Genomic DNA, 25,813 nt, shown 5'->3' with positions numbered 1-25,813 from the left:
AAAAGAAGAAGCGATCCAACGCGAGAGATTTTTGAAATCAGGTGTTGGTAGAGAGTTCTTAAAGAAAATATTGGCCGTGTAGTTCAACTGGATAGAATATCAGATTTCGGCTCTGAGGGTTGGGGGTTCGAATCCTCCCGCGGTCACTTTTACTACCACAAAGTAGTACTAAAACCAAGCAATTTTTATTAACTGCTTGGTTTTTTGGTATTTAGGAGTTTCACGGTATCTGATATAATTTCATATTAAATGGTAGCTAATTGGTAGCTTTTCTTAAAATGGTAGCTCAGCTACCAAATAAAGAATTAACTTACCATTATTGTATTTGACTTTCGTCTTAAAGATTGTTTCATTTAAAGACGAAAATTATGCGTACTTCGAAAACATTTTCCATTCGCTTTTGGGCAGATGCGAAAAAAGCCCAAAACAACAGAGCGTTAATTTACTTAAGATTAACCGTGAATCAAAAACGATTAAGCCTTAGCTTAAAGAGAAGGATACCTCTCGATATTTGGGATTCTAAGATTCAACGCCTTCGGGGAAATTCCAATGAGGCTAGACAAATAAATCATTATTTGGAAGAAGTACACTCACAACTTTTTCAAACATACCAGGATTTAAAATTCAAAGGAGAATTAATCACTGCGCAAAAAATCAAGGCAAGCTATTTTGGTGAGGATGAAAGTTCAAGGACATTGTTAGAACTTATTGAATATCATTCTAAAAAAATAGAGAAAACTCACGCTTCTGGTTCTATCAGGAATTTTGCGGTTAGTGAAAATTACATCCATAAGTTTTTGAAAAATGAAAAGAAAACTTCCAATATTTATCTTAAACATCTCGACTATAAGTTCCTGTGCGATTTTGAACGATTTCTCCATGCATATTACCCAAAGGGTCATATTAGGGAAATGAGCCATAATACAGTTATGAAACACATTCAAAGATTACGAAAGATAGTTACACTAGCGTATCACTTGGAATGGATAGATAAAGACCCCTTTAGGCGATGGAAAATGACTTTCGAGAAAAAAGAACGAGATTTTTTGACTGCTAACGAACTTTCCAATATTGAAACGTATGAATTCCCTATAGAACGTTTGGAGCGGGTACGGGATCTTTTCCTTTTTAGCTGCTATACTGGAATAAGCTATGCTGATATTGTGAAGCTTACAGAGCAAAATATATTCAAAGGAATGGATGGAAATGACTGGATTATTACACATCGCCAAAAAACAAAAACTAAGGTAAAAATTCCATTATTGGAAACGGCCCAGAGACTTGTTGAAAAATATAAAGATCATCCAATGGCTTCACTTTCGGAAACATTGTTTCCAGTTATTACAAATGTAAAAGTAAATTTATATTTGAAAGAAATAGCTGACGCTGTGGGAATAAAAAAGAATCTTACTTTTCATATGGCGCGGCACACGTTTGCAACTACTGTAACTTTAAGTAATGGAGTTCCAATAGAGACAGTCTCAAAATTATTGGGTCACACAAAATTAGCAACAACTCAGATTTATGCCCGTGTATTGGAAGAAAAATTGAGTCAAGATATGAATGCCCTACAAGGAATTTTAAGAGCAAAAAAAGAATGTAATCACCTATAGATTTTGATGTGAAAATAGTGTTTAAAATAAGGGGTATTCATTTGACTTCTAAAGGAAAAATGAATAGCAAGAGGGTAACACGCGCTGCGGTGTTACGTGGACTCAAATTATCTGCCAAAGACAAGTAAGCAAAGGGATAAGGCAGTTTTAGGGTATTTAGCGATTTTGGGCCAATTCTTTCTTTTTTAACGTAAATGTGCTGCCAGCCCAGTAAAAACGTCCCATATTTAACGTAAAAATTAATTCGTGCCAGCCAGCCTTGCCGTTTTTCTCTATTTGTGCATCTTTGGTTTTTTGCTCCCTTGTCGTTTCCAAGAGCTCCAAGATTCCATGAATAAATCCGCGTTCCTCGATGGGGATGATCTATAGGGCAAGGACCAGAAGGTAGAAATAACAGTGTGACCGATACCGGATTATTTTTTACCCTAGAGGGTGAGCCGCCCCCTAAATTAAAAAAAATACGTACTTTTGAGATATGAGCACAACAGCAAAGACCAACCATATCGGAAGAAAGATCAGCCGTATCCGAGAGCTGCGTGGTATGAAACAAGAGACCCTTGCCGAGGAGCTGGGAATTAGCCAACAGGGCGTTTCGCAGTTGGAGAACAGTGAGACGGTGGAGGATGAGAAGTTGGAACAAGTTGCGAAGGCGTTGGGCGTGACGAAGGAGGCCATTGAAAACTTTTCGGATGAAAATGTGGTTAATTATTTCAATAGCTTTTACGATAACAGTTCTCCCAAAGGGAATAGTTTTAACCAAGGCTGGAATGCTACCTTCAATCCTTTGGACAAGGTGGTTGAGCTTTATGAGCGCCTGGTTGATGCTGAGAAAGACAAAGTAAAATATCTAGAAGAGCTTTTAAAAAATAAATAAGCGTAGCCCTTGCGCACTAATACATGTTAGCCCTATTCCCCAATTTTGGCTTGGATAGGGCTATTTTTACTGCGCGTAGTCAATCTTGGGTAGGGAAGTGGCATTTCACAAATAGTACCGTTTATTCGGTTGAAAGTAGCGAAAAATGGTAACTTTAAACATGAATATATTACGAGTCGCCATTAATTATTGAAAAAGTCAATTGGAGGAAACTGGATTAATAAGATGAACCGAATTGAAATAAAAGTAACAAACAAATACGGACCAATTAATCTGAATGCCCCCTATTCCACATTTTCATAATTTTTCTGTCAACCCGCATTTGGCATATTTACAAAGCCACATATGCCAACGCACAACCAAAGCTTTGCAAAAACAAATTTTGCCAAAAGATTAAACAGGATAACAACATTCAAAGAATATAATTATGGACGATAATTTCTTGCAGTCAACCCTCAAATCTGGCCTTTTTGATATTGGCGACAGTGATGAACGATTAAAATGGCTTAAACAATCGGTAGCCGCTTTGGTAAAGCTTTTGAAAAAGGATTACTCTCTATTACCAAATTATTCTTTGGTGGCGTTGGACCCAAATATTTCGGACAAAGAACCAATTCTAAATGATGTTGAAGAAATCGTGACTAAATATTGGAAAGCACTAAGAGGTAAATATCCGGATATGCCTAGGAATATTCATAGGGGTGTAATTCTAAATGCATTGATGGAATTGGGAAATGAAGATCCCATTGCCGCTAGAATAATATACTTAACATCAACGAATTTCTATCCTTATACAAAACTTGGCAAGGAAAAGGATATTGTCTCTACGCTCTTAACTGAGTTGGGGGAAATAGCTGAAGATCATGCTGTTGAAGAGTGGTCTTTAATTGAAGAAGAACCCAAATTAAGGCTTGGGAAATTAAAAATTGATAATCTCCAATTTGGGAAAATAGAGTTAGATGATGAGATCGTAAGAAGTAAGTTAAATGAAGCTTTGTCTAATGCACCTAGCGGTCATGGCCCTAATCATGGGTTACATAATCCTCAGTATAAAGAGCACTTTAAAGGAAAAACAACTGAGGCAATAACACAATCTTTTGATTCTGCATTTAGTGATTTGAATAAGGCTCTTAACTCTTCAGCTATTGAAGATCCGATAAACAAATTTTTAGCTACATTCAAAAAGTCATTGGATGAGAACTTAAAATCTTCATTTGATTCAATTTTAGCCGTTGAACGTAGAAGCAAGCTGCTTTGGTGGAAAGAAACCCTTTACTCTCCATCATTAAAGAAAAGCTACCGGGAAGTTTCAAAACCTATTCTTCCAATTTTGATGGGAAGTGATCTTAACGAGCAGGTTACTGAAATAACTCCAATAAGTGTAGACTATTTATTAAGAGATACCTTGTTAATTCTGAATGAAAACAAAGGTGAAAAAATAAAGTTTAAAGACTTCTTTGACTCATTAACTAAAGATTCAACTAAATCTGAGGTAACCAGCCTTTTACCCGAAATAATTGAATCAGAAGGAAGAATTAGTGTAACTGATTTTATCGTCCTGTTCCTAAATGATAAGGCTAAACTTAAAGACTTCACCGATAGAACTGGAATTAAACTAAATGATGAAGTTTTTATTGAAGATTTGTCTGTCACTATTTTCCATGATTTACTCACCAAAAGATTAAGCTCGAAGTAATATGGCTGGAAATTGCTCACAACCTAAATGTTACCCCGAGGACAGTGGATGCAATATTGAAGGATGTATAAATCTTTCAGAATGCAAATACTATGGCAAAAAGGATACTCCTAAAAAGGAAAACAAACAAGAGTTAGGAAATGAAGGACATAGAATCTCTTGGACAGGAAATACAATGGGGCTCTATGACCTCAATTTCTTAACAGCATCAAGGAAGCCAATTTTTATAGGAGTTACGGGAGTTGCAAGTGCGGGAAAAACTACGTTTTTAGCCACACTATACTGTCTTATTAGACAGGGTGCTAAAATAGGTGAATATAGTTTTGCTGGTTCTCTTACTCTTAATGGATGGGAAGACATTGCATGGTATCTCAGTTGGAAGAGCAATGCAGAAATTCAGTTCCCAGACCATACCACAAATAACTCAGGGAGAGTTCCAGGATTACTCCATTTAACTTTAAAAAATAAGGCAGGTTCGAATATTGACCTAATTCTCACGGATGCACCAGGTGAATGGTTTGATCACTGGAGCAATAATATCAATAGTGAAAATGCGATTGGTGCTCAATGGATATATGATAACTGTGATGGTTTTTTACTTTTTGCAGACAGTGATATGCTTTCTGGTAGCCAAAGAGGAAATGCTAAACGACAGCTCAAACAAGTCGCAGATCGGCTAATTGAAAACATCAATGATCGACCAATTGGCCTAATATGGTCTAAATCAGATTTAAAGTTACCACCTCAGACTAAACAACAAATTATTACACATATAAAAGCTACTCCATTTAAACACTTCAAACAATTTGAAACCAGCGTTCAAGAGGGTGCTAAGGGTAAATTTCATAACGCAATTTTGGGGTCAATTAACTGGATAATTGAAGTATTGAGCCAAAATTGTAATACTCTTCCAAAGATCTCAGTAGCCAAACCTGAAGATATGTTTCTTTCAAAACGATCGATCAATGAATGATATGGAAAAACATAATATTTTGATAATTGGAGGTCCAAATACAGGGAAAACTCATTTTGGTATTCAATTGTACGAACGTATAAACAGTCGTCAATTCGAATTTAAAATCGATCCTAAAAACCGACCCTCTGATTTGTCAATTTTTGAAGACGGATTAAAAAGTATTTACAATGGTAAAAGGGCCGCACATACAGAAACAGGAGCTAATCGAAGTATTGAACTGATAATAACGGATGAAAATAACTCTGAGGTCAAATTTGCCTTCCCAGACTATGCAGGTGAACAAATCACCTCAATTGTAGATAATAGAAAGGTTAATGATTTATGGAAGGATTATATTGAAAATAGCACATCATGGGTATTGTTCATTCGACTAAATGAACTAACTCAACTAGAGGATATTGTAAATAAGGGAATTCCAAGTGCCGAAGAAATTCAAAAAAGGAATAGTAAGCCGCCCCCTGTAAAGGTGTCGGAAGCGGCCTTCTATGTAGAATTACTTCAAACATTAGCATATATAAAAGGACTTTCAACATTCTCTCCAATTGGCCAACCTAGCTTAACCGTGGTTTTATCCTGCTGGGATGAACTAGAAATACCTGAAGGTCAAGTTCCATCAACCTTACTTCAAGAAAGACTACCTATGTTTTTTGATTTCTTGAATAATAACTGGCAAAATGAATCTTTTTCAGTTATAGGCTTATCAACAATAGAGAAATCTCTTACAGATGAGCCGGATGATGAATTCATCGATAAAGAACCAATCAATTTCGGTTATTACATAAATAAAAAGGGTGATTCTCATCGAGACTTAACTCTTTCCATTAAGTATTTCATCGGACATGAGTAAAATTGTCATCCATCAAGCATATTATGGTGAAGTCAATAAGTCTCACTCTAAAATTTATCAAACTTTAGATGATTCAGAATTGACGTCATTTTTAATACAGTTCACAGATCGACCAGGCCCACTTCCTCCTGGAGTTTTACTCAAACCATATTTATCAGGCTCTGCTTTTAAAAACTATTACGTGTTCTCTAAAACCTTTCCAGACCTACAAGCTAGTCGTTCTGGCATGGTAATAACACATGTTTTAATAGCGGACCTATCAACACTTGAAAACATTGACGACTTACAAGACATCCTAAAACTATTGATATTAGAAGTTCCAGTTGAAAGAACCAATTTGGAGCCTATTGAACTTAACATTAAGCATTCTGACCACTCCTATGAATTAACACAGCCAGTTTTTATTCAAAAATCTCTTTCATCACTTATTAAAGGAGATTTACCTATTCTGTTTACAGGTGATTTAGGCTCTTTTGAGGAGATCCTTAAAAAATTATGGAATTCTCCAATTGGTGGTTTTAGAAAACAACTTAAGTATAGAGCTAGTTTTTCACCAAACGACATTGAAGATTCGTATGATATAACCTTAGTATTTATTCAAAATGAATTATTGTCAAAGTGGAATACTAATAAGATGATCAGTGGGGTGGAGAATGACGTAATTGAAATCACATCCCCTACAGAAGCCATGTTTCTAGGTAGGCAAAAAGAAAACCCATTATATGATTTTCTTAAAACCATTGGTGCCAATCTTGACGATCTAAATACATATACACAAGGTGATATATTATTTGAAGATTATGCTGATTTGGACAACCTGAATGATCCGGACCTTATTAGGCGTGACTTAAGGATTCTTTCAAAACTTTCACCAAAAAAGAACCTAGGCGCTTCCGTTAAAGAAGAGTTTGTTGAAAAGTACAATGGCCTAATCAAGAGTGGTTTAGAGTCTAATGTTAAAGGGCTAAGGAATATTTCTTGGAACGCCTATACTAATGGAGTAGAAAAAGGTAAAAAACTTGTAAATGCCATTCTAGAAGAGGCAATCAAAGATTCAAAATTTAAGCATATTGAAATGCTTTCAGAAGTATCCTCTACGGCTGTAAATGAAACAAATAAAACGTGGTGGCATAAAGCAATAGTTGAATCATTTAAAAAGAATGTCTTAGAGAATGAAGAGGCCATTCAGCAATCAATTTGGAGGCTATTACTTTTTTCAAAGGATTGCTCCAAATCCATCTTTTCAGTTATATCTTCTCGCAAAGACTCAGAATCACTTCTAATTCAACATTTGCCTAAAGAAGTTCCAACTGAAATTGGGAAGACTGTCTTGGTCGAACTACAAAAAAGAAAATGGTATTCGTTGCATGCGGAAATATTGTTAAAACTCTACAAACCATTAGAAGCAGTTAAAAAGCAATTGTCTTTTGAGGATTCAATAAGTTATGATGGATCAATAGGATTGAAATTGATTCTTAAAACACTTTCTGATAATGAGGTCTTAGCAATAACCTTAAAACTGTGTAATGATAAATTGATTCAAGGATTAATCAAAAGAGCAGTAAAAAATGAGACTATACTTATGTCTATTGATCTTCAAGTTTCCTGTTGGTTGAATATTTGGGCAGCATTACTCGATGAAGAAATGCCTTTTAATTATGGGATTAAAGGCAAAGAACGAGCCCTCGTTTTCAGTGTGTTTGATTTGACACTACAGGGTAAGCAAATTGATAACGTAATATTTGAAAAAATTGCTAACACGACTTACTCTAACATTTCAGGCTATAAAAATCGTCAGAAAGTTTGGGGTCATATTCCTGAAAGTCATCAAGCCAAGTTTGTTAAATCAACAGCAGATGCAATATTAGAAATGATTGTGAGAGACGAAATTGATGGCTCCTCAACTGAAAAAATCTTAGCTGATCATATCAGCTCAAAATCTGGCATGACTTCATTTCTAAGTAAATACAGAAGTGATATAGGGCCTGTATTAAAGATATTTGAAAGCTTCCCTTCTCTCTCTGATAAATTTCTTAGTGATTACACTTCTCACTATCAATCTCAAATTACTGAAAATCAATCAAGGCGTCTCGGCACACTCATTTTGTCAAGAAATTACACAAACTCTGCGAGGGCTGTCTATGATAAATCTCGTTACTATAAATCATTTACATTGGCATATGACGTTTGTAAATCTCTAGTAAAATTGAATTGGTGGGAATCCTCATGGCTAAGCCCATTTAAGAAACCAATGCAACAATATTCTTCTATGGAGCAACCTAAGAATAATTCAAAAAACCATTTTGAATCTCTTCCAACTATTGTCATTTTAACCGCGATTGAGGAAGAGTATAATGCCGTTAGACAATTCTTGAAAGAAGTGGTTGAAGTTGATCGAGATGATACAACATATGAGGCTGGAATTTTCTCATTGTATGACAAAAATGTTGCTAAGGTAATCATTAGAGAATGTGGGGCTAAAAACACAATTGCTGCTCAAGAAACCGAAAGAGCCATCAGTCATTTCAAACCTGATGCAATCTTTTTCGTTGGAATCGCAGGATCTCGTAAGCCCAATGATTTCTCAATAGGAGATGTAATTTTCCTAAGAGAAATTTACTCCTATGAATCAGGTAAAGCGGAAAAAGACAAGTTTATGGCTAGACCAGACTTAGCATCTTCAACGTATGCGCTTGCAGAAATTGCAAAAAAAGAAAGAAGAAAAGATGAATGGAAGATATTAATAAAGAATGGTTGGGATACAAAAGTGAAAGCGAATTTGGGCATAATTGCTTCAGGTGAACAACTTATTGAAGATTATGAATCTGAAGTAGGAAAAATTCTCACCGAACATTATAATGATACCTCAGCTGTTGAAATGGAAGGCTTTGGATTTGCGAAAGCGGCTGTGAGGCAAGGAAGGAGTTCTGGTAGTATGATGATAGGCGTAGTAAGAGGTATTTCTGATATACTTAAGCAACCTGGAATAAAGAAAAATCAATCCTCTAGTGATAGTGATAGAAGACCGGATAATACTAAACAATTAGCATCTGATACAGCCGCAGCTTTTGCATACTGGTTGATATTTAAAGCGTTTCCATAATCAACGCACACTTGTAAGCACATTTGCAGGTCGCTGAACGTCAACGCTTGTCCAAAACCTGCAAAAGTGTTTCCAAATCCCTGCCAGTGAAAAGAGAAATTTAAAAAACGCACTATCATACAAGTGAATATGAAAATTATAATAAATACGAAAGAAATTAAAGCACGAAAGCACGAAAACACAACAAAGAACTGAGTTAAAAAACAAGTCTTTTTAGGCTAATTTTGATCTATAGTCCTCATCGTATGGTCTTCCAGATTTTGCAATTGTAAAAGCCTGTTTTAAGAGCTTGTTTGCAACAGCGATCAGTGCTAGTTTTTTACTCTTTCCTTTGGCTACAATCCGATGGTAGATTTCTTTATAAGCCTTGTTGTATTTTGAGGCTGAGAACGCACATAAGAACAGTAAATTCCTAAGCTTTTTATTCCCCACTTTGCTGATCCTGCTCCTACCTCTCACACTACTCCCAGATTCTCGTATTGTGGGTGTGATCCCCACATAACTGCACAACTGTCCGGCACGTTCAAACTTCGAAAAACCTTCTGTGGATACAATCAAAAACCACGCTGTCTTCTCTCCCATACCAGGAATACTTTTGAGAAGCGTAAGCTGTTCCTGCTGGTCTCCCTTGACGAGTTCGAGCAAACGACCTTCTATAGCCTTTATCTCTTTTTTAAGGTGCTTCAGGTCTCTTTTCAATGAACGGTAGACAAATGGTGAAGGGATCCCTAAAGTCTCTTCACCGTGCATCTTATTCTTTGTCGCAGTGCTCTTTTTTAGATAACTATCCAGTAATCTGAAAAGCTGGAGACATTCTGCCTGAACATCTTAGAATACTAATTTAACTAGATTTCAAACTTAAGATGTATAACCCATAGCTGGCCTTGTTTGTTAATCGAATTTGAATTCCTACAAAGCAAACCCCAAACTAAACTGAATAATCCGTAAATTGAATAAGTGTCAAAAGCGAGGCCTTCTACAAAACCCTTCGGTTTAAAATAAAAGTTTTATATTTAATCCAGAGTTTTTCATAGACTTCCACAAAAATGGAGGTTCCCAATACAGTTTTAATAGCCCTCTCCCCAGTTTAGGCTAGGAGAGGGCTATTTGTATTTTGGGACACCGTAAAGGAATGGATTGGGATTTGAGATGTTTGGAAAAATTTATCTGTTTATCCGAAAGTGGAAAGCTGGAAATAGTGATTTTATTGAATATATAGCAAGTTACCACACATTTGAGAAAAAATGCAAGAGAATATAAATGAACTTATTGATATTAATTTAAAACTTCTAGCTGAATCTAAATTTGGAAAATTATTTAGAATTGACTTTGTTGATGAGAATAATAAGCGATTAAGAGATTCTAAACGCTTTGCGGAAATTCTCGTGAAAAAGAATTTAATTGACCTTGAACCTACTAAAAAAATGCGTTGCGATATAACCGAATACGGATTTAATATCGCTCAAAATGGTGGCTGGTTAAATTTTATCTCTACTCAAAAAGCAGAACGCAAAAAAGCGGAACAGGAAAATCGAGAAAAAGAAAACTTAGAATTGGAATTGGCTAAATCCAATTTAGAAGCAAACAAATTGAATAAAAAAATTGCAAAACAAAACGCTAAAAACGAAAAGAACAACAGAATAGCAACTTGGATTAATGTTGTAATTGGAATTATAAATATTGGACTTCTAATATGGCAAATATTAAAAAACAAATAATTTAGTTATGGAACAAAAATTTAAAATTGGAGATGTAGTAATCTTAAAAAGTGGAGGCCCTTCAATGACAATCACAAGTGACAAAACTGGAACTGATTTTCATAAAGGAAAAGTGTGGAATGGACGATATGATTGTAAATGGTTTGATGGGGATGAAATGAAACAAGGTAGATTTCCACAAGATGCATTAGAATTAGATGAATAAAAACGTGTGGTAACAACGTATAACGCAAATTGCTCGGTTGATTCCTACTGGGGGATCATCCTCGCCGTATGGTTAGCTGAAATGGAATCCCCACAAAATAATGTAAATTGTCCTCGCAACATTGCGTTATACAATACCGTTGGCGGTCATTGCAGCATCTCGTACAAATGAAATAAATGAATTTAAATTATCTACATACACCCATTCAGAGCGTAGTTGACCCGCCGATTGACCCGAAAATACATGAGCTTCCATTAGAAAAATTATCATGGGAGGACTTTGAAAAACTATGTTTGGCTATTGTAGAAATAGACTTTTCTATAAATGATTGTGATATCTATGGTATAAAGGGGCAAGCACAAGAAGGAATAGACATTTTTGCAAGACAATCCAACGGAAGGTATAGCTCCTACCAGTGTAAAAGATACCAGCAGTTTGATTCGAGCGATCTAGATAAAGCTGTCAAGTATTTTAAAGCAAAGAAATTCTTTAGTAAAAGTGACAACTTACATTTATGCACATCTTGCGAATGGAATAAAACACAAGTTCAAGACAGATTTGAGGAATTAAAAACAGAATTTGAAAAAGAAGGAATAACTTTAATCAAATGGGATAAAGTAAAACTTTCTAAATTTCTTAAAGACAAACCTCAAATAGTGTTTGACTTTTTTGGTATAGAATGGGTGAGAAAATTCAACGGGGAACCTTCGTTACGAGAGCTTTCGACTACAAAAAAGCTTGATGCAAAACAAATTTCAACCTACAGATCTGAACTATACGATTTTTACTCTACGATTTTTAATCAACAAGATTTAGGGGTTCCAACAATAGAATTAAATAGCCCTTTTAATTTACAAGAAAGATTTATTATTCCTGATATTCATTCAAATGTAAAAGAGGATGACTTTAAATCAAAAGAAGAAAATTCAGAATCAGCTGTAACTCAATATGAATATTATTATTACGATTATAGTTATCAGCTGTCTGAAAATGAGTTTAGTCGTAGAAGTCTGAATAACTATAAAGATGCAGAAGAAAGCAATATTGAAATTCGAATAAAAATTGATGATGCATTAGTCAATAGCAATAAGAATATAATAATCGGGGACCCTGGAGCAGGTAAAAGTAGTTTACTTAGATATATTGCTTTAGATATTTTAAGTTCAAACCCACAATTAGCAAATACTTCTCAAAAATACGGCAGAACATTACCTGTTTGGCTACCCTTTGCATTCATAACAAAACATCTAAGTCAAACTGATTCATTGAGCATTTCGGAAATACTAAGACTTTGGTTTAATGGCTTTGGTAAAAGTTATTTGTTTGATATTGCAAAAGAGGCATTGGAAGATGAAAGGTTATTTTTAATAATTGATGGAATTGATGAATGGAGCAGTTTTTCTTCAGGCCAACAAGCAATAAACCGCATAGAGACTTTAAGAGAGCTATATGACTGCAAAGTCCTCTATTCAAGCAGACCATACGGTTTTAAATTACTAAAAGACCTTTTTACCAATCTCAGTATATTGAACCTTGCTGGATTTACCAAGCTGCAACAAAGAAATTTTGTAGAGAATTGGTATAACAAATGGGTTACTTTACAGAAAGAATTAAGTGACTCCGATTTTGCAAACAATCAGACAAATAATTTTTTTAGAGAATTAGAACTTTCCGTTGATTTAAAAAAATTAGCTGAAACGCCGCTATTACTGAGCATACTAGTGTTGCAAAAAATGCAGGATTCTGTATTGCCAAAAAACAAACTTGAAGCTTTAAGACAAATAACTAACTACCTAATTAATAAGCATCCTAAAATTAGAATCAGTAGTGCCGCAATTGTTGAAGAAGAAACATATGATATTGACTTTAAGGATATTTTCTGTGAATTAGCGATTAATATTCAAAAAGATAGCAGCGATGGTGTTATCTTAAAAAGTGAGGCACAAAAAATAATTGAAAAATATCTGATTACTTATGCAGAATATGATAGAGCAAAAGCACGAGTTCAAAGCCAGAAATTAATAGAAGTCGGAGCAAACAATTTTGGACTCATAATTGAAAAGTCGAATAATGAAATCGCCTTTGGTCATAAACAATTTCAGGAATTTTTGTCAGCCCAATATCTATATGAATCTGATGAGGATTTAGCTAATGAATTCATTAAAGAATATGCAGCTAACCCAGCTTTTCATCAAGTAGTCCTAAGCTTTTTTGGATTAATTCCTTTAAAGCAGGTGAAAAAATTTAAGAAGCATTTTGAACTTTTAAAAGAGTCTGTTAGAGAGAAATATCAGGAAGATTATCTAACCCTTATTTCATATGAGATTGCTATTAATTTGGACAACACGCCAAGTGAAATTATGAATGAATCATTTCATTCTTTAGTCAAGTGTTTTGTGTACGAAACAGATCCAACATATAAAAAAGCATTACTTAAACGAATCACTAGTGCTCTTCAAAATGGCAGATTAAAAGAAAAAGTTCAGAATACTCTATTACAGTTTTTTCCTAATCAATACAAGTACAGAGATTATCGTGTTAATGCACTACGAAATACTAACCAGTTAAACGAATTGCAATTTGAATTTCTAAAGAAAGCGTTTATTAATGGAGCAATAGAGTTACGACTTGATGCTTCTTACGCCTTTAAAAGACACATAAAAAATGGTGATGTTTTTAAGTTTATAAAGGATATTATTTTAAAATGCTCAAATCCAGATATTCTAGCTTTTGCAATTAATAGTATTATCACAAACGACATCGCAGAACCAGAAAGAGAAGATTTAATAAAATTTATTGAAGTTGATGATTCTGTAGTTCAACTGTATCTATTTAAACATAAAGTTTTCTCGAAGAAACAAACTCAGGACGACTTAAAACTGATATTGCCAGTTATAAATCAAGTGCCTTATCAATTAAAACAAGAAGCAGTTAGTTTGTTAATAGACGGCTTTTACAAAGACAGTTTTCTAAAAGAAACATTAATAAAGTCCGTAGAAAAGAAACACTTTTTTGACGAACGTGAAAACGTAATTGATAATGGGATTGCTTGGAAAGTACTTTTTCATTGCTTTAACAAAGAGCAAGATGTAATCAAACAAATAAAGGCTCAATTTGAAAATGAAGAATTCCCTTTTATTTCTACCGAAATGCACGAAATGTTTCAGCACTTAATCTCCTATTTCAAAGATAATAAAGAGTTAATCCCAGCGGTGGAAAAATGGTTAGAAAGACGTTTGGAAAAATACAGTCACATAGACCCCGAAGTTGCCTTTGCTAGTATTTTTATTCATACCAATAAAGCAAAAGATATACTTCTTCAAGAACTGCCAAAAGAAAGTTTTGGTCCTCATTGGAATGTTAGGGCACTTTTAGACGGATGGAAAGAAGATAAAAAAATAAGAGAAAAACTTAAAGAGTACTTCAGAACTGCTGAAAAAAACAAAACTTCTGCTTCTGCGCACTTAATTTATAGAGTTTTTGACAGTAATGAAAAGCAAGAAGCTATAAAAATACTTGAAGAAATTTTATTTGATAATAGATTAACTTTTAGAGAAAGGGCTATTAATTCATTTATTGAAATTGATAAAGATTATTTTGAAAAAAATATTTTAAAAAGACTTATTGATGAACTTGATTCTTTCCCTAAAGATATATGGAGTCAATATTATACTACACTTGATGTAATTGTAAAGAATTTTCATTCAAATAAAATTGTTCAAGAATATGTGTCAGAACGAATAGAAAATGATACTAACCTATATGTTTTATCAGTTCAGTATTTTCCAACATTAATAAAATCAGAAGAAAAGCTACTCAAAAAATCAATTCCTTTATCAAAGGAGCTTAGATTATTGATTATTGAAGCATTTTCTGATTTACCATTCCTACCTAATAATATAGAATCAACTCTAAGCAGTTTCGAAACAGAAGCTGAAGAAGAAATAAAGGCTGATATGGCAATCTGTTTATTCAACGATATTAAAGAAAAGAAGGACAATAAAATTATAGAATTAAGTAAGCCTTTAGTATTTGCAAGGGGATTAGATTATGAAGTAAAAAGAAGTATCGCTTTTACTGGATTTCTAATCACGAAAAAATTAGATGAATACTTCACAATAGAAGATACTGAAAATAAAAGCAAAGATAACTCAAGACTACTTGACATTTTTAATGAATATGCTTACAAAAAATCTTCGAGTGGGATAATGATAAGGTGTATGATTGAAAACTTTGATTATCTAATTTCTTATACCGGGAAGGATTTTGGTTCAATCGTTGGGCATTTAAAACACACTAAAGACATCGAAGGTATTTGGGGCTTTTTTGCAAGACACTCTTCGAAATCCTCACCAACTTACAGTTACTTAATGGAATACATATCGAAACATTCTGCGACAATTAAAAACAATTCGATTATCAGTTTTCTAAACCGAACAAACCCCCAAAGCCCAATTTTAAAGGAGATTTTATTACGCCTAATTAGCAATAGAGAAGGAAACAATGAGATTCTTGCAGGTAGATTACTAGGCAAAAATTTCCAAAATGATAGTCAAGTATATCATGAGGTGAAAGATGCTACTTTGAATGGTAGTTATGGCAAAATTATGGCATTATGTGGAGGATGGCCAAGCGATCCCATTCTTAAAGAAATGTTTGATGATATTGTTAAATATCAATATCACGTTGATTATTATGTAGGATTCAATCTTAAATTTTTATTTAGAGAAACAAACGATTTGACAGAGTTCCTAAAAGGAATTTTCACTAATACGACTGACATTAAACGCTATCATAGGTATTTTTTTATTCCGATGATTGAAAGAATGAAAAGAGATAAGAATTTCAGTTTAGCAATAAAGGGACTTTTGTTTTCGAGTAACTCAATAAGTGAAAAGATATCATATTACAATTTGCTATCACAAGTTAATATGGTAGACGAAGATGTTACTAAATGGAAAAACAGTATAACTGATTTCAAAATTGACTACGGATATGACATAGTTTCAAACAAAACTGTTCGATTGAAAGACATATTGCACGACTATTATTATTAAAAAATGAAAACATAAGAAAACATCGAACCTCCAACAAGGTATAAAATGCATAACCATCCTGCGGGGTGGCTACGATACCTTATACAGACTGTTATCAATAACACTGAAAAAATACAGCAATAAATTGGATAGCTATGAATTGGAATTATACTCCGAAACTAATAAGGGATAGCCTAGTGAAGAAACAATTATTAGCAATATTGTTTTTAATTGGTCTAACAATCATGGCCGGTTGTCAAAATAACAGAAATAATACAGAAACAAAAAATAGCCGTGTTCAAGATTCAATTTTAATTTTTAAAACTGATACAACTAAATTTTATTCACTTACTTCCATCAACCCAGAAACTGGAAAGTGGAAACCAGTGATTAATCAAAAAGTAAATTATCATAAAATAGATACAAAAGAAAAAAGTCTTACATTCTTTTTTCAATTAAAGAATCAAACCGATTGGGGAATAAGAAAAATGAACTATGATTCTCTATCTGTAAATGAGAATGGAATATCATTTTATTATAATTCTGATTATTTTATTAGTTCTTTTTTAGACACCCTTAATTCTAAAACAATTGCTCACGTCTTAGATAATGACCACTATATACGTTTCACTAATTTAAAACGAGTAGAAAATAGTGAGTTGGAAAGTCTTAAACTTAAAAAAGAGACAATCGATTCGTACCAAAAATACCAAGTTTATTCGAATCAATAAATCCAATCTGATGACTTCGAATATTCTGATTAATAGCATACTTTTATTTTTAGCATAATCATTAACGTATTATAAAAGCACGTGTTCAGCTATTTTGATAAGATTAAGCACTATAATTTGAATACGTGTTTTAAACTTTGCTCTACTTTCCAAAGAATTTGAATTAGTATTTTTAAAACTTACAACTCATACCATGCCTTGAACTATCCAATAGAACAAGCGTTTCCTTTTCTTCAGAAGAGTAAAATTTAGGATTGAGATGCTTTGCATAAAACGGGCTTCTAGTTCGCCCTATTTATAAAAGCTTTACTCACTCCTAAATTTTAAATTGTAATATCCGAAAAGGAAACGCGTACAGCTCTATGGGAAGTAAATGGAAGCAAAATAGAAGTTGATATTCGTTTTGATCAGCAAGAAGCATAGGAACAAAACAGGGTTTCTTTATTTTCTAAAAGGGAAGACGCCCCAGATATAATAAGTAAATGGTTTTTACTCATTTTGATGGTAGTATTTTCTTTCAGAATTAATGATGCTTTTAAACCTATTCCATACAAGAAAAAGTTCAATTTGTTCCGCGAGCGGTTGAAAAATTGATTTGACTATATCAAACTTACCGGAATTTCGTAATGCTTGTCTTAGTATTGGCAATGAGTCATACCATTCACTTTTGATTTTGATAGACTTTATAAGATAATTTAAAATTTGTTTAAGAAGCACTGAAGTTCATGTAACATGAACAAGGGATAAAAATGAACAATTAATGGTGAAATCTAGATATGTTCATTATATTTGAATGTTCATGTAGCATGAACATAACTTAATAGATGAACATATGGACGCTTATATTAAAAGTAAAGACTTTCTTGATGCACTGGATATAGGGCTTTTAATTAAGCAAAGTACCAAGAATAATGAACTTGCTGAAACTCGATTCACTGTAAATGGAGAGGCGATATCTGCTATAACCAAAAGAGATACACGCCCACAACATATTTCTTTGATAGAGAATTTAGCAATTAATATAGATAATTTTTTATTGGTATCAGATTATATAACACCCAATGCAAAAAAAGAATTGAAAAAGCGAAATATAAACTATGTTGATAGTTTTGGAAATGCTTTTTTGAATTTAAAAACCACTAAAGTATATATAGAAAAGGGGAATGCAAAACCCGTATTTAATCAATATTCCAAGGTATTTACCCAAGCTGGCGGACAAATATTATTTCAACTTTTGCAGGATCCAGACAAAATAAATGAAACTTATAGGAGACTAGCTGAAATAAGTAAGGTCTCACTGGGGAGTGTAAGTAAATTTATCAATGGTTTACATGATGAAGGATATATTGTACAGTGGAACAATGATAAAAAATATCAGCTTGTTAAACGCGCAGAGCTTCTAGACAGATGGATCATATTGGTAAACGAAAAGATTTTACCGGCTTATAGAATTGGTACTTTCCATTTTAGAGGTCAAGAAAATCTAGTGATAAAAGAGAACGACCAGGAATTTGAAACACGGTGGGGGGGAGAAGCAGGCGCGGCATCAATAACGAACTACCTTAATCCAACCGTCTATTCATTATTTACCAATAGGCAAAAAAAGGATTTAATAAAGAATTTCAGACTGATTCCAGATAACAACGGGGAAATCACGGTATATAACCTTTTTTGGAAGCAAGGATCCATTAATTATGATTATGATGATGTTGCGGCCCACCCATTGCTTATTTACGCAGAACTAATGTATAGTGGAAACGAAAGAAATATAGAAACAGCACAAATACTATACAATGAGTACATCGCCCCAAAACTTTAAACAGTATTCCTTTGCCCATCACGAAGAGGTATATATCATTTTAGAAAATGTTTTTAGCATATACGATATCAAATATTATTTGATTGGTGCAAATGCCCGAGATGTTCAACTATATAAAAAGGGAATCAAACCAAGTCGTGCAACGGGTGATATTGATTTTGCTATAATGGTCCCGGATATTGAAACGTATGATTCCTTATTTACCGAATTATGTGACCGTGGATTTTTAAAAGCCAAAGAACCGCACCGTTTGTACTATGAAAAGACAAATACTGCGATAGATTTATTGCCCTATGGAGAGATTGAAGAGGCATATACCGTAAGTTTTGTGGAAAGAAATCTCGTTCTGTCAGTTTTAGGATTTAGAGAAGTAGGGGATAGTGCCGAAGTATTTCCATTACCAAACTCGGGCTCAACAATCCCCGTTACACCAGTAGAAGGGATCTTTATTCTGAAGTTGGTCTCATGGAGTGAAAAACCGGCTCACAGAATAAAGGACCTTGAAGATATTTCATATTTATTGGAACATGCCTGGGATTTGTACGAAGAGGATGCCTATAATGATCATCTTGATCTTTTTGACGATGATGATTTTGAAGTGACAAAAGTTTCGGCAAGAATTATTGGAAGGAAGATGCGTCCAATTTTGGATGAAAACCCAACATTGAAAGATACCATAGTTTCTATTTTGAAGCACAGTATTCGGGATAAAGAAAAAGCGGAAAACCCAGAAGTCACATTAGCGCAGGAAATGAATAAAACAATTGATGAGATTCAAGAAATCTTGCATAAAATCCTTATCGGAGTACACGATTAAGGGAATAGAATTTTATTTTTTTACTATTTCAGAAACTTTTACTTTCCTTAAAACCAATCAAATTGTATCTTTACGTTAGAATGAAGGTCAATTAACTATAATTTCTATCATTTAGAATGGTAGCTATTCGGTTACCTTGAACCGTCAAAATTTCGATACAGCTAATAAAACTAAAGCTACGGGGCAAAGGTTTGAATCCTCCCGCGGTCACGAATAAACAAAAATCCCGTACGGCAAATCAAGCTTGCTTGAATTTGTAAGTACGGGATTTTTGTTTTCAACGCGGAGCGTTGTGAGGATGGCTGAGCAATCCTGTGTCTTTCACGCAGGGCGTGATGAGGATGGCGGAGCAATCCTGTTTTTTCACGCGGAGCGTTGTGAGGATGGCGGAGCAATCCTGTGTTTTCAACGCGGAGCGTTGTGAGGATGGCGAGGCTATTAAAAATCTATGGCCCCCGTCAATTGTTTGATTTTACGCTGCTTTCAAAATCTTTTAACCAAATTTTAAAGAAATATCGAACGCCTTATTCCTATCTTAAGGCGATTTATAATTTGGATAGATTATTAAAAGCATTCGGTTTACTGTAAAAAAGGTTTCAAAACCACTACAAAGCGTACTTTTCCTTATTGGTACGCTACTGCTTTTTATGGTGGGATGTACCCCAAAGATTTCAGAGGTTTCACCACCTATTGAAGAAGCCGATCCATTTTCTTCAACAACAGGAGAAGTTACATTAGAGGATAAATGGTGGACGGCCTTCAATGACCCGCAACTCAATACCCTTATCGATTCTGCCCTTCAGCAAAACTTAAATTTATTGACAACCTGGGAACAGGTAAAAGAAGCAAAGGCTATTCGCCGTACACAAGCCTCTTTCCTCTGGCCTGACCTTAGTGCACAAGCCAGAACGGCGATTAGTCGACCGGAACCAGATTTTGCAGGAGGTGAAAATGTACAGGCAGGTTTGGCGGCTGCTTATGAAGTCGATTTATGGGGAAGGCTTAGCGCGAACAAACAAGCGGCGGCCTATCGATTTCAGGCATCCTATCAAGATTATCAGGCTGCAGCACTTTCACTTTCAGCAGAAATAGCAACAACTTGGTTTCAGCTGTTGACTGCCAAGGAACAATTAGAGCTTACCGAGCAACAAATCAATACAAACAAAGATATCATCAAGCTCATTAGGGCTCGGTTTGGTAGCGGACAAATACGTGGGGTGGACATTCTTCGGCAAAATCAATTATTGGAAGCCACAAGAGATCTTAAGGTTGTTTATGAAACCGATGTTGCCTTGCTAAAAAATCAATTGGCTGTCCTACTAGGAAAGCCACCGCAAAATTTTATCAATCCCGAAGTGGCAGATACATTGCCCGCCTTACCGCCAAAACCTTCAACCGGATTACCATTAGAATTGGTCCGTCGCCGGCCGGATGTGCAGAGCGCCTACAGTCAATTGTTAGCAGCCGATCGCGACATGGCTGCTGCGGTTAGGGCAAAATATCCACGTATTTCACTGGATCTTTCAGTACAGTCACGATCAAACACCTATGACGGATTGTTTAAGGATTGGGCGTATACCTTGGCGGGTAATATCGTAGCACCGTTGTTATATGGCGGACGATTACGTGCCCAAGTAGAGCGAACGGAAGCCATCAAAAACCAGCAGTTGTATCAGTATGGGCAAACGGTTTTAACAGCGTTTCGAGAAGTGGAAGACGCCCTCATTCAGGAGGAAAAGCAAAAAGAACGAATCGCCATTCTGGAAAAGCGACTCGATATGGCCGACAAAACCAATCGGCAATTACGGATTGAATTCATTAACGGTTTAAGCAACTATCTCGACGTCCTATTAGCATTAGACGAAGCCCAACAGTTACGGAGGGATATGCTGGTGGCAAAACAACAACAGTTGGAAATACGGATTTCGCTTTACCGAGCTTTGGCAGGAGCGTTTGATACGGATAGGGAAGAAGAACTTTCTGAATAAAAGAACTATGAGTAAGAAAAAAATTGTCATTATTAGTTTGGGTATTTTGGTAGCAGCAGCGCTCGTTACCTTTCTCATCTTTATGACGGAGCCAACCGCGAAAAGTGAAGGTGCTACTAAAGAAACGGCCATGCTTGTAAATTATGTAGAGGCCGAAAAAGGAACCTTCACCCCAACCATCGTCGCGACTGGAACTGTTCAGGCGGTGGAAGACGTTATGATTAGTCCGTTGGTGAGTGGTCAGATTATCCGTCGTGCCGATGGATTTGTTCCCGGTGGAAACGTGAAAGAAGGGGAAGTGCTACTTCAAATTGATCCTTCCGACTATCGAAATACCGTTGCCTTGCGAAGAAGTGAACTATCACAGGCCAAAACCGACCTTCAGGTGGAGATGGGTCGACAAAAAATTGCGGAACAAGACCTTCAGCTCATCGGAGGCGATTCCCTTTCATCACAACAAAAGGATTTGGTATTGCGGCAACCACAATTGGAAGCAGTGCGCGCTACTATCGAATCGGCTGAAGCAGGGCTTTCACAAGCACAACTCAACTTAAATAGAACCACAATCCGCGCACCTTTCGATGCCCATATTATCCGTCAGAATGTGACGATAGGTTCACAGGTAGCGCCTGGCGATAACCTTGGACGATTGGTAGGGACCGATTACTATTGGGTAACGGTAACGGTTCCAATTGGAAAATTAAAATACTTGCAATTTCCGGATGCGAATAACGATAAAGGAGCTTCCGTTCGCATTCAAAATACATCCTCTTGGGAAGAAGATGAATACCGAACGGGCTATTTGGATAAGCAAGTTGGAGCATTAGACAATCAAACGCGATTGGCAAGAGTGTTGGTAAAAGTGCCCGATCCGTTAGGATATGAGTCCGGTAATAGTGAAAAGCCTATAATGATAATCGGGGCCTTTGTAGAAACCCAGATTGAAGGGAAGCCTATCGAAAATGTAGTCCGCATCGATCGCGGCTTAGTACGAAGTAATGAAACGGTCTGGGTGATGCAAGAAGGGAAGCTTTCTGTACGTGATGTGAACATTCAATTACAGGATTCTAAATATGCATACATCTCCGAAGGATTAAACGATAAGGACAAAATTGTAACGACCAATCTAAGTACGGTTGCCGATGGTATTCCACTGCGAACAGAAGGGTCGGATTCGACGCAGGTGAAAAATAGCAGACAAGAATAATGGCAGAAGAGAAAAAAGATACCACTCGAAAGGAAGGTGCCATTGGGTATATGGCGCGAAATTCTATTGCAGCCAATCTACTCATGATTGTGCTATTGGGAGCGGGTATCTATACCATGTTCAATATCCAAAAAGAAGTATTTCCACAATTCCAGTTGGATTTTGTGAATGTAAGTGTGGTGTATCCGGGTTCTTCGCCAGAGGAAGTGGAACAAGGAATTTTGATGCCTGTTGAAGAAGCGGTCCGAGGCATTCAAGGAATAAAGGAAATCGTTTCAACCGCGAATGAAGGAAGCGGAAGTATTTCCATAGAGTTGGTTGCGGGTACCGATAGAATGAAGGCATTTCAGGATATCGATCAGGCCGTAAACCGTATTCGGACGTTCCCTGACGATATTGAAGAACCAGAAGTTGTATTGCAGGACCGTCAGCGCGATGTAATGCAAGTGGCTATTTATGGTGAAGTGGATTTTTGGACACTTCGGAAATTGGCCGAGCGCCTCAGAAACCGACTGCTTAGCAATCCCGAAATCACACAGGTAGAACTGGGGAATGTACCCGAATACGAAACACGGGTTGAAATTTCACGACATAATCTTCGTCAGTACCAACTCACCTTAGGTCAGGTAGCCGATATCATAGCAAATTCAAGTGAAGATGTCCCCGCGGGTGCTGTTGAAACCCAATCGGGGGAAATTCTTTTGCGGATGCAGGAACGCAAGCAGTGGGCGCGCGAATTTGCCGATATCACGATAATTTCTTCACCCTCCGGTGCACAAGTGAAGTTGAGTGAAATCGCAACCATTACCGATGGTTTTGAAGAAACAGGCTTCCATGGGCAGTTTAACCAAACGGCTTCCATCGATTTGGAAATCTTCAGAATAGGAGACCAATCACCTTTAGAAATTGAAGAAATTGTACTTCAGCAATTAGACGAATTTCAGTTACCACCAGGCGTGAAGTTTAGGGTGGATAGCAATCGGGCAGAGGATTACCGCGAGCGACTTTCACTCCTCACCGAAAACGGGATTATGGCAATTTTCATCGTGTTGGTCATCCTCACGCTATTCTTGGAGTATCGATTAGCCTTTTGGGTGATGATGGGAATGACGATATCATTTGTGGGAGGTGTCATCTTCTTGCCGATGATTGGGGTTAGCGTGAATATGATATCCATGTTCGGTTTTCTCGTAGTGCTAGGAATCGTGGTGGATGATGCTATTGTGGTAGGTGAAAACATCTATGAATACCGTCAAAAGGGTCATACTTTTATGGATGCAGCGATCAAAGGAACACGCGATGTGGCGAAGCCAGTAACTTTCAGCATTATAACGACCATCATTGCTTTTGTTCCTTTACTGTTGATGCCGGGTGAAACAGGGAAGTTTTGGCAACCCCTACCAGCAGTGGTCATCGTAATTTTGGCGGTTTCTCTCTTGGAAGCACTTTTCATCCTGCCTTCACACTTAGGCCATTTAAAAAAGAAAAAGAAAAGCGGTATTGTTCAAAGACTCGAAGGCTGGCAAGAACGCTTTGCCCAAGGGTTTAATAGGGTTATTGACAAATACTACCGACCATTCCTTGACTATTGTTTGAAATATCGATACATCACGCTTAGCGCAGCAGTAGCCTTGTTGATAATGGTGGGCGGTTATGGGTATAGCGACCATATGGGAATGATCATGATGCCCGAAGTGGCAGCAGACGAAATTGAAGCGGGGGTGCGATTGCCAGTTGGAACGACGCCAGACCAAGCCGCAAAAGTGGCGGAGGAAATTACGGCCTCTACACAACGTATGTTCGAGGAACATAATTTATATGAAGTAGCCGAAGGAATAAAGACCAACGTACGCGGACAAAATTTTATCGATGTTGAAATCGTAATGCTCCCACCAGACGAACGCGATATGGGTGCCCGTGAAGTCATTGAGCTTTGGCGTGATAATATTGGTGATATTGAAGGGGTCGACCAGATTACCTTTGAAGCGGAACGTGGACCAGGTGGCTATCAACAAGATATCAGTGTCGATTTAAGTCACTCAGAAATTGAAGTATTGGAACGTGCCAGCCAAGCGTTTAAGTCACGAATGGAGGCCTTTAATAATACCCGTGATGTTAGCGATAATTATAACAAAGGGAAAATTCAATACGACTTTAAATTATTACCGGCTGGAAGAAATCTCGGGCTGACCTCCAGTGAAGTGGGCAGACAAGTGCGTGACGCGTTTTTCGGAGCCTTGGCAATGCGCCAATTACGTAACACTAATGAGGTAGAAATTCGGGTGAAGTTGCCGTACGAAGAGCGAAAGGACATGCAAAACCTTGAGAACTTCCTGATACGAACGCGCGATAGTGTGGAAGTTCCGTTGCTGGATGTTGTTGAGGTACGTCAGAAGGAAGCGTTTACGTCCATTAACCGACGCGACGGACGAAGAGTCGTGAACGTAGGCATGGATGTAGAACCAGCCAATACGGTCGGCCAAGTGTTAGCGAGAGTTCAAAATGAGGTCTTGCCACAGTTACGAGCAGATTATCCTGGAATTACCTGGACGTTTGAAGGAAGTCAGGCCGATATGCGCGAATCGACCCAAAGTTTATGGAGTGGTTTTTCCATTGCGATGATGCTTATTTATGCCTTATTGGCGATTGCTTTTAGCAGTTATTCGCAACCACTGATTGTAATGATGGCCATTCCCTTTGGAATCGTTGGGGCGGTAATCGGGCATATTTTATTAGGATACGACCTATCGCTGGTGAGTTTAATGGGAGTTATTGCGCTTTCAGGAGTAGTGGTGAACGATTCCCTAATTATGATCGATTATGCGAACAAACAGCGAAAAGAAGGGAATTCCATTTATGATTCGATTCATGAAGCAGGCCTCCGACGTTTTCGTCCGATTATGCTAACGACTCTTACCACTTTCGGTGGTTTAACGCCTATTATTTTAGAAACTTCAAGTCAGGCGTTTTACCTGATTCCGATGGCGATTTCACTTGGATTCGGAATTGTATTCGCGACTTCAATCATTCTGATTATTGTTCCATGCCTATATCTGTTGTTGGAAGATATTCGCCTAATGATTCAGAAAGGAATAACGGTGACTCCTTCAACAGAAAGTGCCTGATTTTCAATAATTCATCATTATTGCAATTTTAACTAACAATTGTTAGTTTTGTGTCTCT

At 36.4% G+C, this 25,813-nt stretch carries 16 protein-coding genes, 1 tRNA gene and 1 pseudogene; 16 read left to right on the top strand and 2 right to left on the bottom strand.

Annotated features, from left to right (window positions below):
- Positions 1–72 precede the first annotated feature (72 nt).
- Positions 73–146: transfer RNA gene (locus tag I4Q58_RS03925), tRNA-Arg, on the top strand.
- A 222-nt stretch (positions 147–368) separates the two neighbouring features.
- Positions 369–1,613 carry a site-specific integrase gene (locus I4Q58_RS03920; RefSeq protein ID WP_203293900.1) on the top strand — a complete coding sequence of 415 codons (1,245 nt, stop codon included), beginning with the start codon at positions 369–371 and terminating at the stop codon, positions 1,611–1,613.
- 156 nt (positions 1,614–1,769) lie between these two features.
- On the opposite strand, the gene I4Q58_RS03915 is transcribed toward I4Q58_RS03920, so the two are convergent.
- Positions 1,770–1,937 (bottom strand): hypothetical protein, encoded by a 168-nt coding sequence (locus tag I4Q58_RS03915; protein ID WP_203293898.1) that lies wholly within the window; start codon positions 1,935–1,937, stop codon positions 1,770–1,772.
- Positions 1,938–2,088: 151 nt separating this feature from the next.
- On the opposite strand from I4Q58_RS03915, the gene I4Q58_RS03910 reads away from it, so the two are divergent.
- The 5 genes from I4Q58_RS03910 to I4Q58_RS03890 all read left to right on the top strand — a co-directional run bounded on the left by I4Q58_RS03910 (position 2,089) and on the right by I4Q58_RS03890 (position 9,109).
- Positions 2,089–2,487, top strand: a complete 399-nt coding sequence (locus I4Q58_RS03910; RefSeq protein WP_203293896.1) for a helix-turn-helix domain-containing protein — start codon at positions 2,089–2,091, stop codon at positions 2,485–2,487.
- Positions 2,488–2,914: 427 nt separating this feature from the next.
- Complete coding sequence (locus I4Q58_RS03905) at positions 2,915–4,183, top strand: GTPase-associated system all-helical protein GASH (RefSeq protein ID WP_203293894.1); 1,269 nt, start codon at positions 2,915–2,917, stop codon at positions 4,181–4,183.
- 1 nt (position 4,184) lies between these two features.
- A complete protein-coding gene (locus I4Q58_RS03900) occupies positions 4,185–5,156 on the top strand; it encodes a TRAFAC clade GTPase domain-containing protein (RefSeq protein WP_203293892.1) in 972 nt (323 codons plus the stop codon).
- Positions 5,149–6,006 carry a TRAFAC clade GTPase domain-containing protein gene (locus I4Q58_RS03895; protein WP_203293891.1) on the top strand — a complete coding sequence of 286 codons (858 nt, stop codon included), beginning with the start codon at positions 5,149–5,151 and terminating at the stop codon, positions 6,004–6,006. The genes I4Q58_RS03900 and I4Q58_RS03895 overlap by 8 nt, the downstream gene beginning before the upstream one ends.
- Positions 5,999–9,109, top strand: a complete 3,111-nt coding sequence (locus I4Q58_RS03890; RefSeq protein WP_203293889.1) for a GAP1-N1 domain-containing protein — start codon at positions 5,999–6,001, stop codon at positions 9,107–9,109. The genes I4Q58_RS03895 and I4Q58_RS03890 overlap by 8 nt, the downstream gene beginning before the upstream one ends.
- Positions 9,110–9,322: 213 nt before the next feature.
- On the opposite strand, the pseudogene I4Q58_RS03885 reads toward I4Q58_RS03890, so the two are convergent.
- Positions 9,323–9,937 (bottom strand): annotated as a pseudogene (locus tag I4Q58_RS03885) (IS110 family transposase); the annotation flags it as partial.
- A 416-nt stretch (positions 9,938–10,353) separates the two neighbouring features.
- On the opposite strand from I4Q58_RS03885, the gene I4Q58_RS03880 reads away from it, so the two are divergent.
- The 9 genes from I4Q58_RS03880 to I4Q58_RS03840 all read left to right on the top strand — a co-directional run bounded on the left by I4Q58_RS03880 (position 10,354) and on the right by I4Q58_RS03840 (position 25,755).
- Complete coding sequence (locus I4Q58_RS03880; protein ID WP_203293887.1) at positions 10,354–10,827, top strand: hypothetical protein; 474 nt, start codon at positions 10,354–10,356, stop codon at positions 10,825–10,827.
- 7 nt (positions 10,828–10,834) lie between these two features.
- Positions 10,835–11,032 carry a YodC family protein gene (locus tag I4Q58_RS03875; protein ID WP_203293885.1) on the top strand — a complete coding sequence of 66 codons (198 nt, stop codon included), beginning with the start codon at positions 10,835–10,837 and terminating at the stop codon, positions 11,030–11,032.
- 176 nt (positions 11,033–11,208) lie between these two features.
- Positions 11,209–16,089, top strand: a complete 4,881-nt coding sequence (locus I4Q58_RS03870; RefSeq protein ID WP_203293883.1) for an NACHT domain-containing protein — start codon at positions 11,209–11,211, stop codon at positions 16,087–16,089.
- A 134-nt stretch (positions 16,090–16,223) separates the two neighbouring features.
- Positions 16,224–16,799 carry a hypothetical protein gene (locus tag I4Q58_RS03865; RefSeq protein ID WP_203293881.1) on the top strand — a complete coding sequence of 192 codons (576 nt, stop codon included), beginning with the start codon at positions 16,224–16,226 and terminating at the stop codon, positions 16,797–16,799.
- Between the two features lie 832 nt (positions 16,800–17,631).
- A complete protein-coding gene (locus I4Q58_RS03860; RefSeq protein ID WP_203293879.1) occupies positions 17,632–18,618 on the top strand; it encodes a type IV toxin-antitoxin system AbiEi family antitoxin in 987 nt (328 codons plus the stop codon).
- Positions 18,593–19,435 carry a nucleotidyl transferase AbiEii/AbiGii toxin family protein gene (locus I4Q58_RS03855; protein WP_203293877.1) on the top strand — a complete coding sequence of 281 codons (843 nt, stop codon included), beginning with the start codon at positions 18,593–18,595 and terminating at the stop codon, positions 19,433–19,435. The genes I4Q58_RS03860 and I4Q58_RS03855 overlap by 26 nt, the downstream gene beginning before the upstream one ends.
- 647 nt (positions 19,436–20,082) lie before the next feature.
- Positions 20,083–21,423 carry an efflux transporter outer membrane subunit gene (locus tag I4Q58_RS03850; RefSeq protein ID WP_203293875.1) on the top strand — a complete coding sequence of 447 codons (1,341 nt, stop codon included), beginning with the start codon at positions 20,083–20,085 and terminating at the stop codon, positions 21,421–21,423.
- Between the two features lie 7 nt (positions 21,424–21,430).
- The gene (locus tag I4Q58_RS03845; RefSeq protein ID WP_203293873.1) at positions 21,431–22,630 is read left to right on the top strand and encodes an efflux RND transporter periplasmic adaptor subunit; all 1,200 of its coding nucleotides are present in this window, start codon (positions 21,431–21,433) and stop codon (positions 22,628–22,630) included.
- A complete protein-coding gene (locus I4Q58_RS03840; protein ID WP_203293871.1) occupies positions 22,630–25,755 on the top strand; it encodes an efflux RND transporter permease subunit in 3,126 nt (1,041 codons plus the stop codon). Before I4Q58_RS03845 ends, I4Q58_RS03840 begins: the two co-directional genes overlap by 1 nt.
- Positions 25,756–25,813 lie beyond the last annotated feature (58 nt).

Origin of the sequence: Luteirhabdus pelagi (assembly GCF_016827595.1) — a bacterium.
In the GTDB taxonomy this organism is placed as follows: domain Bacteria; phylum Bacteroidota; class Bacteroidia; order Flavobacteriales; family Flavobacteriaceae; genus Luteirhabdus; species Luteirhabdus pelagi.
The sequence above is the reverse complement of the archived record's forward strand: the minus strand, read 5'-3'. Positions and strand labels throughout refer to the sequence as shown.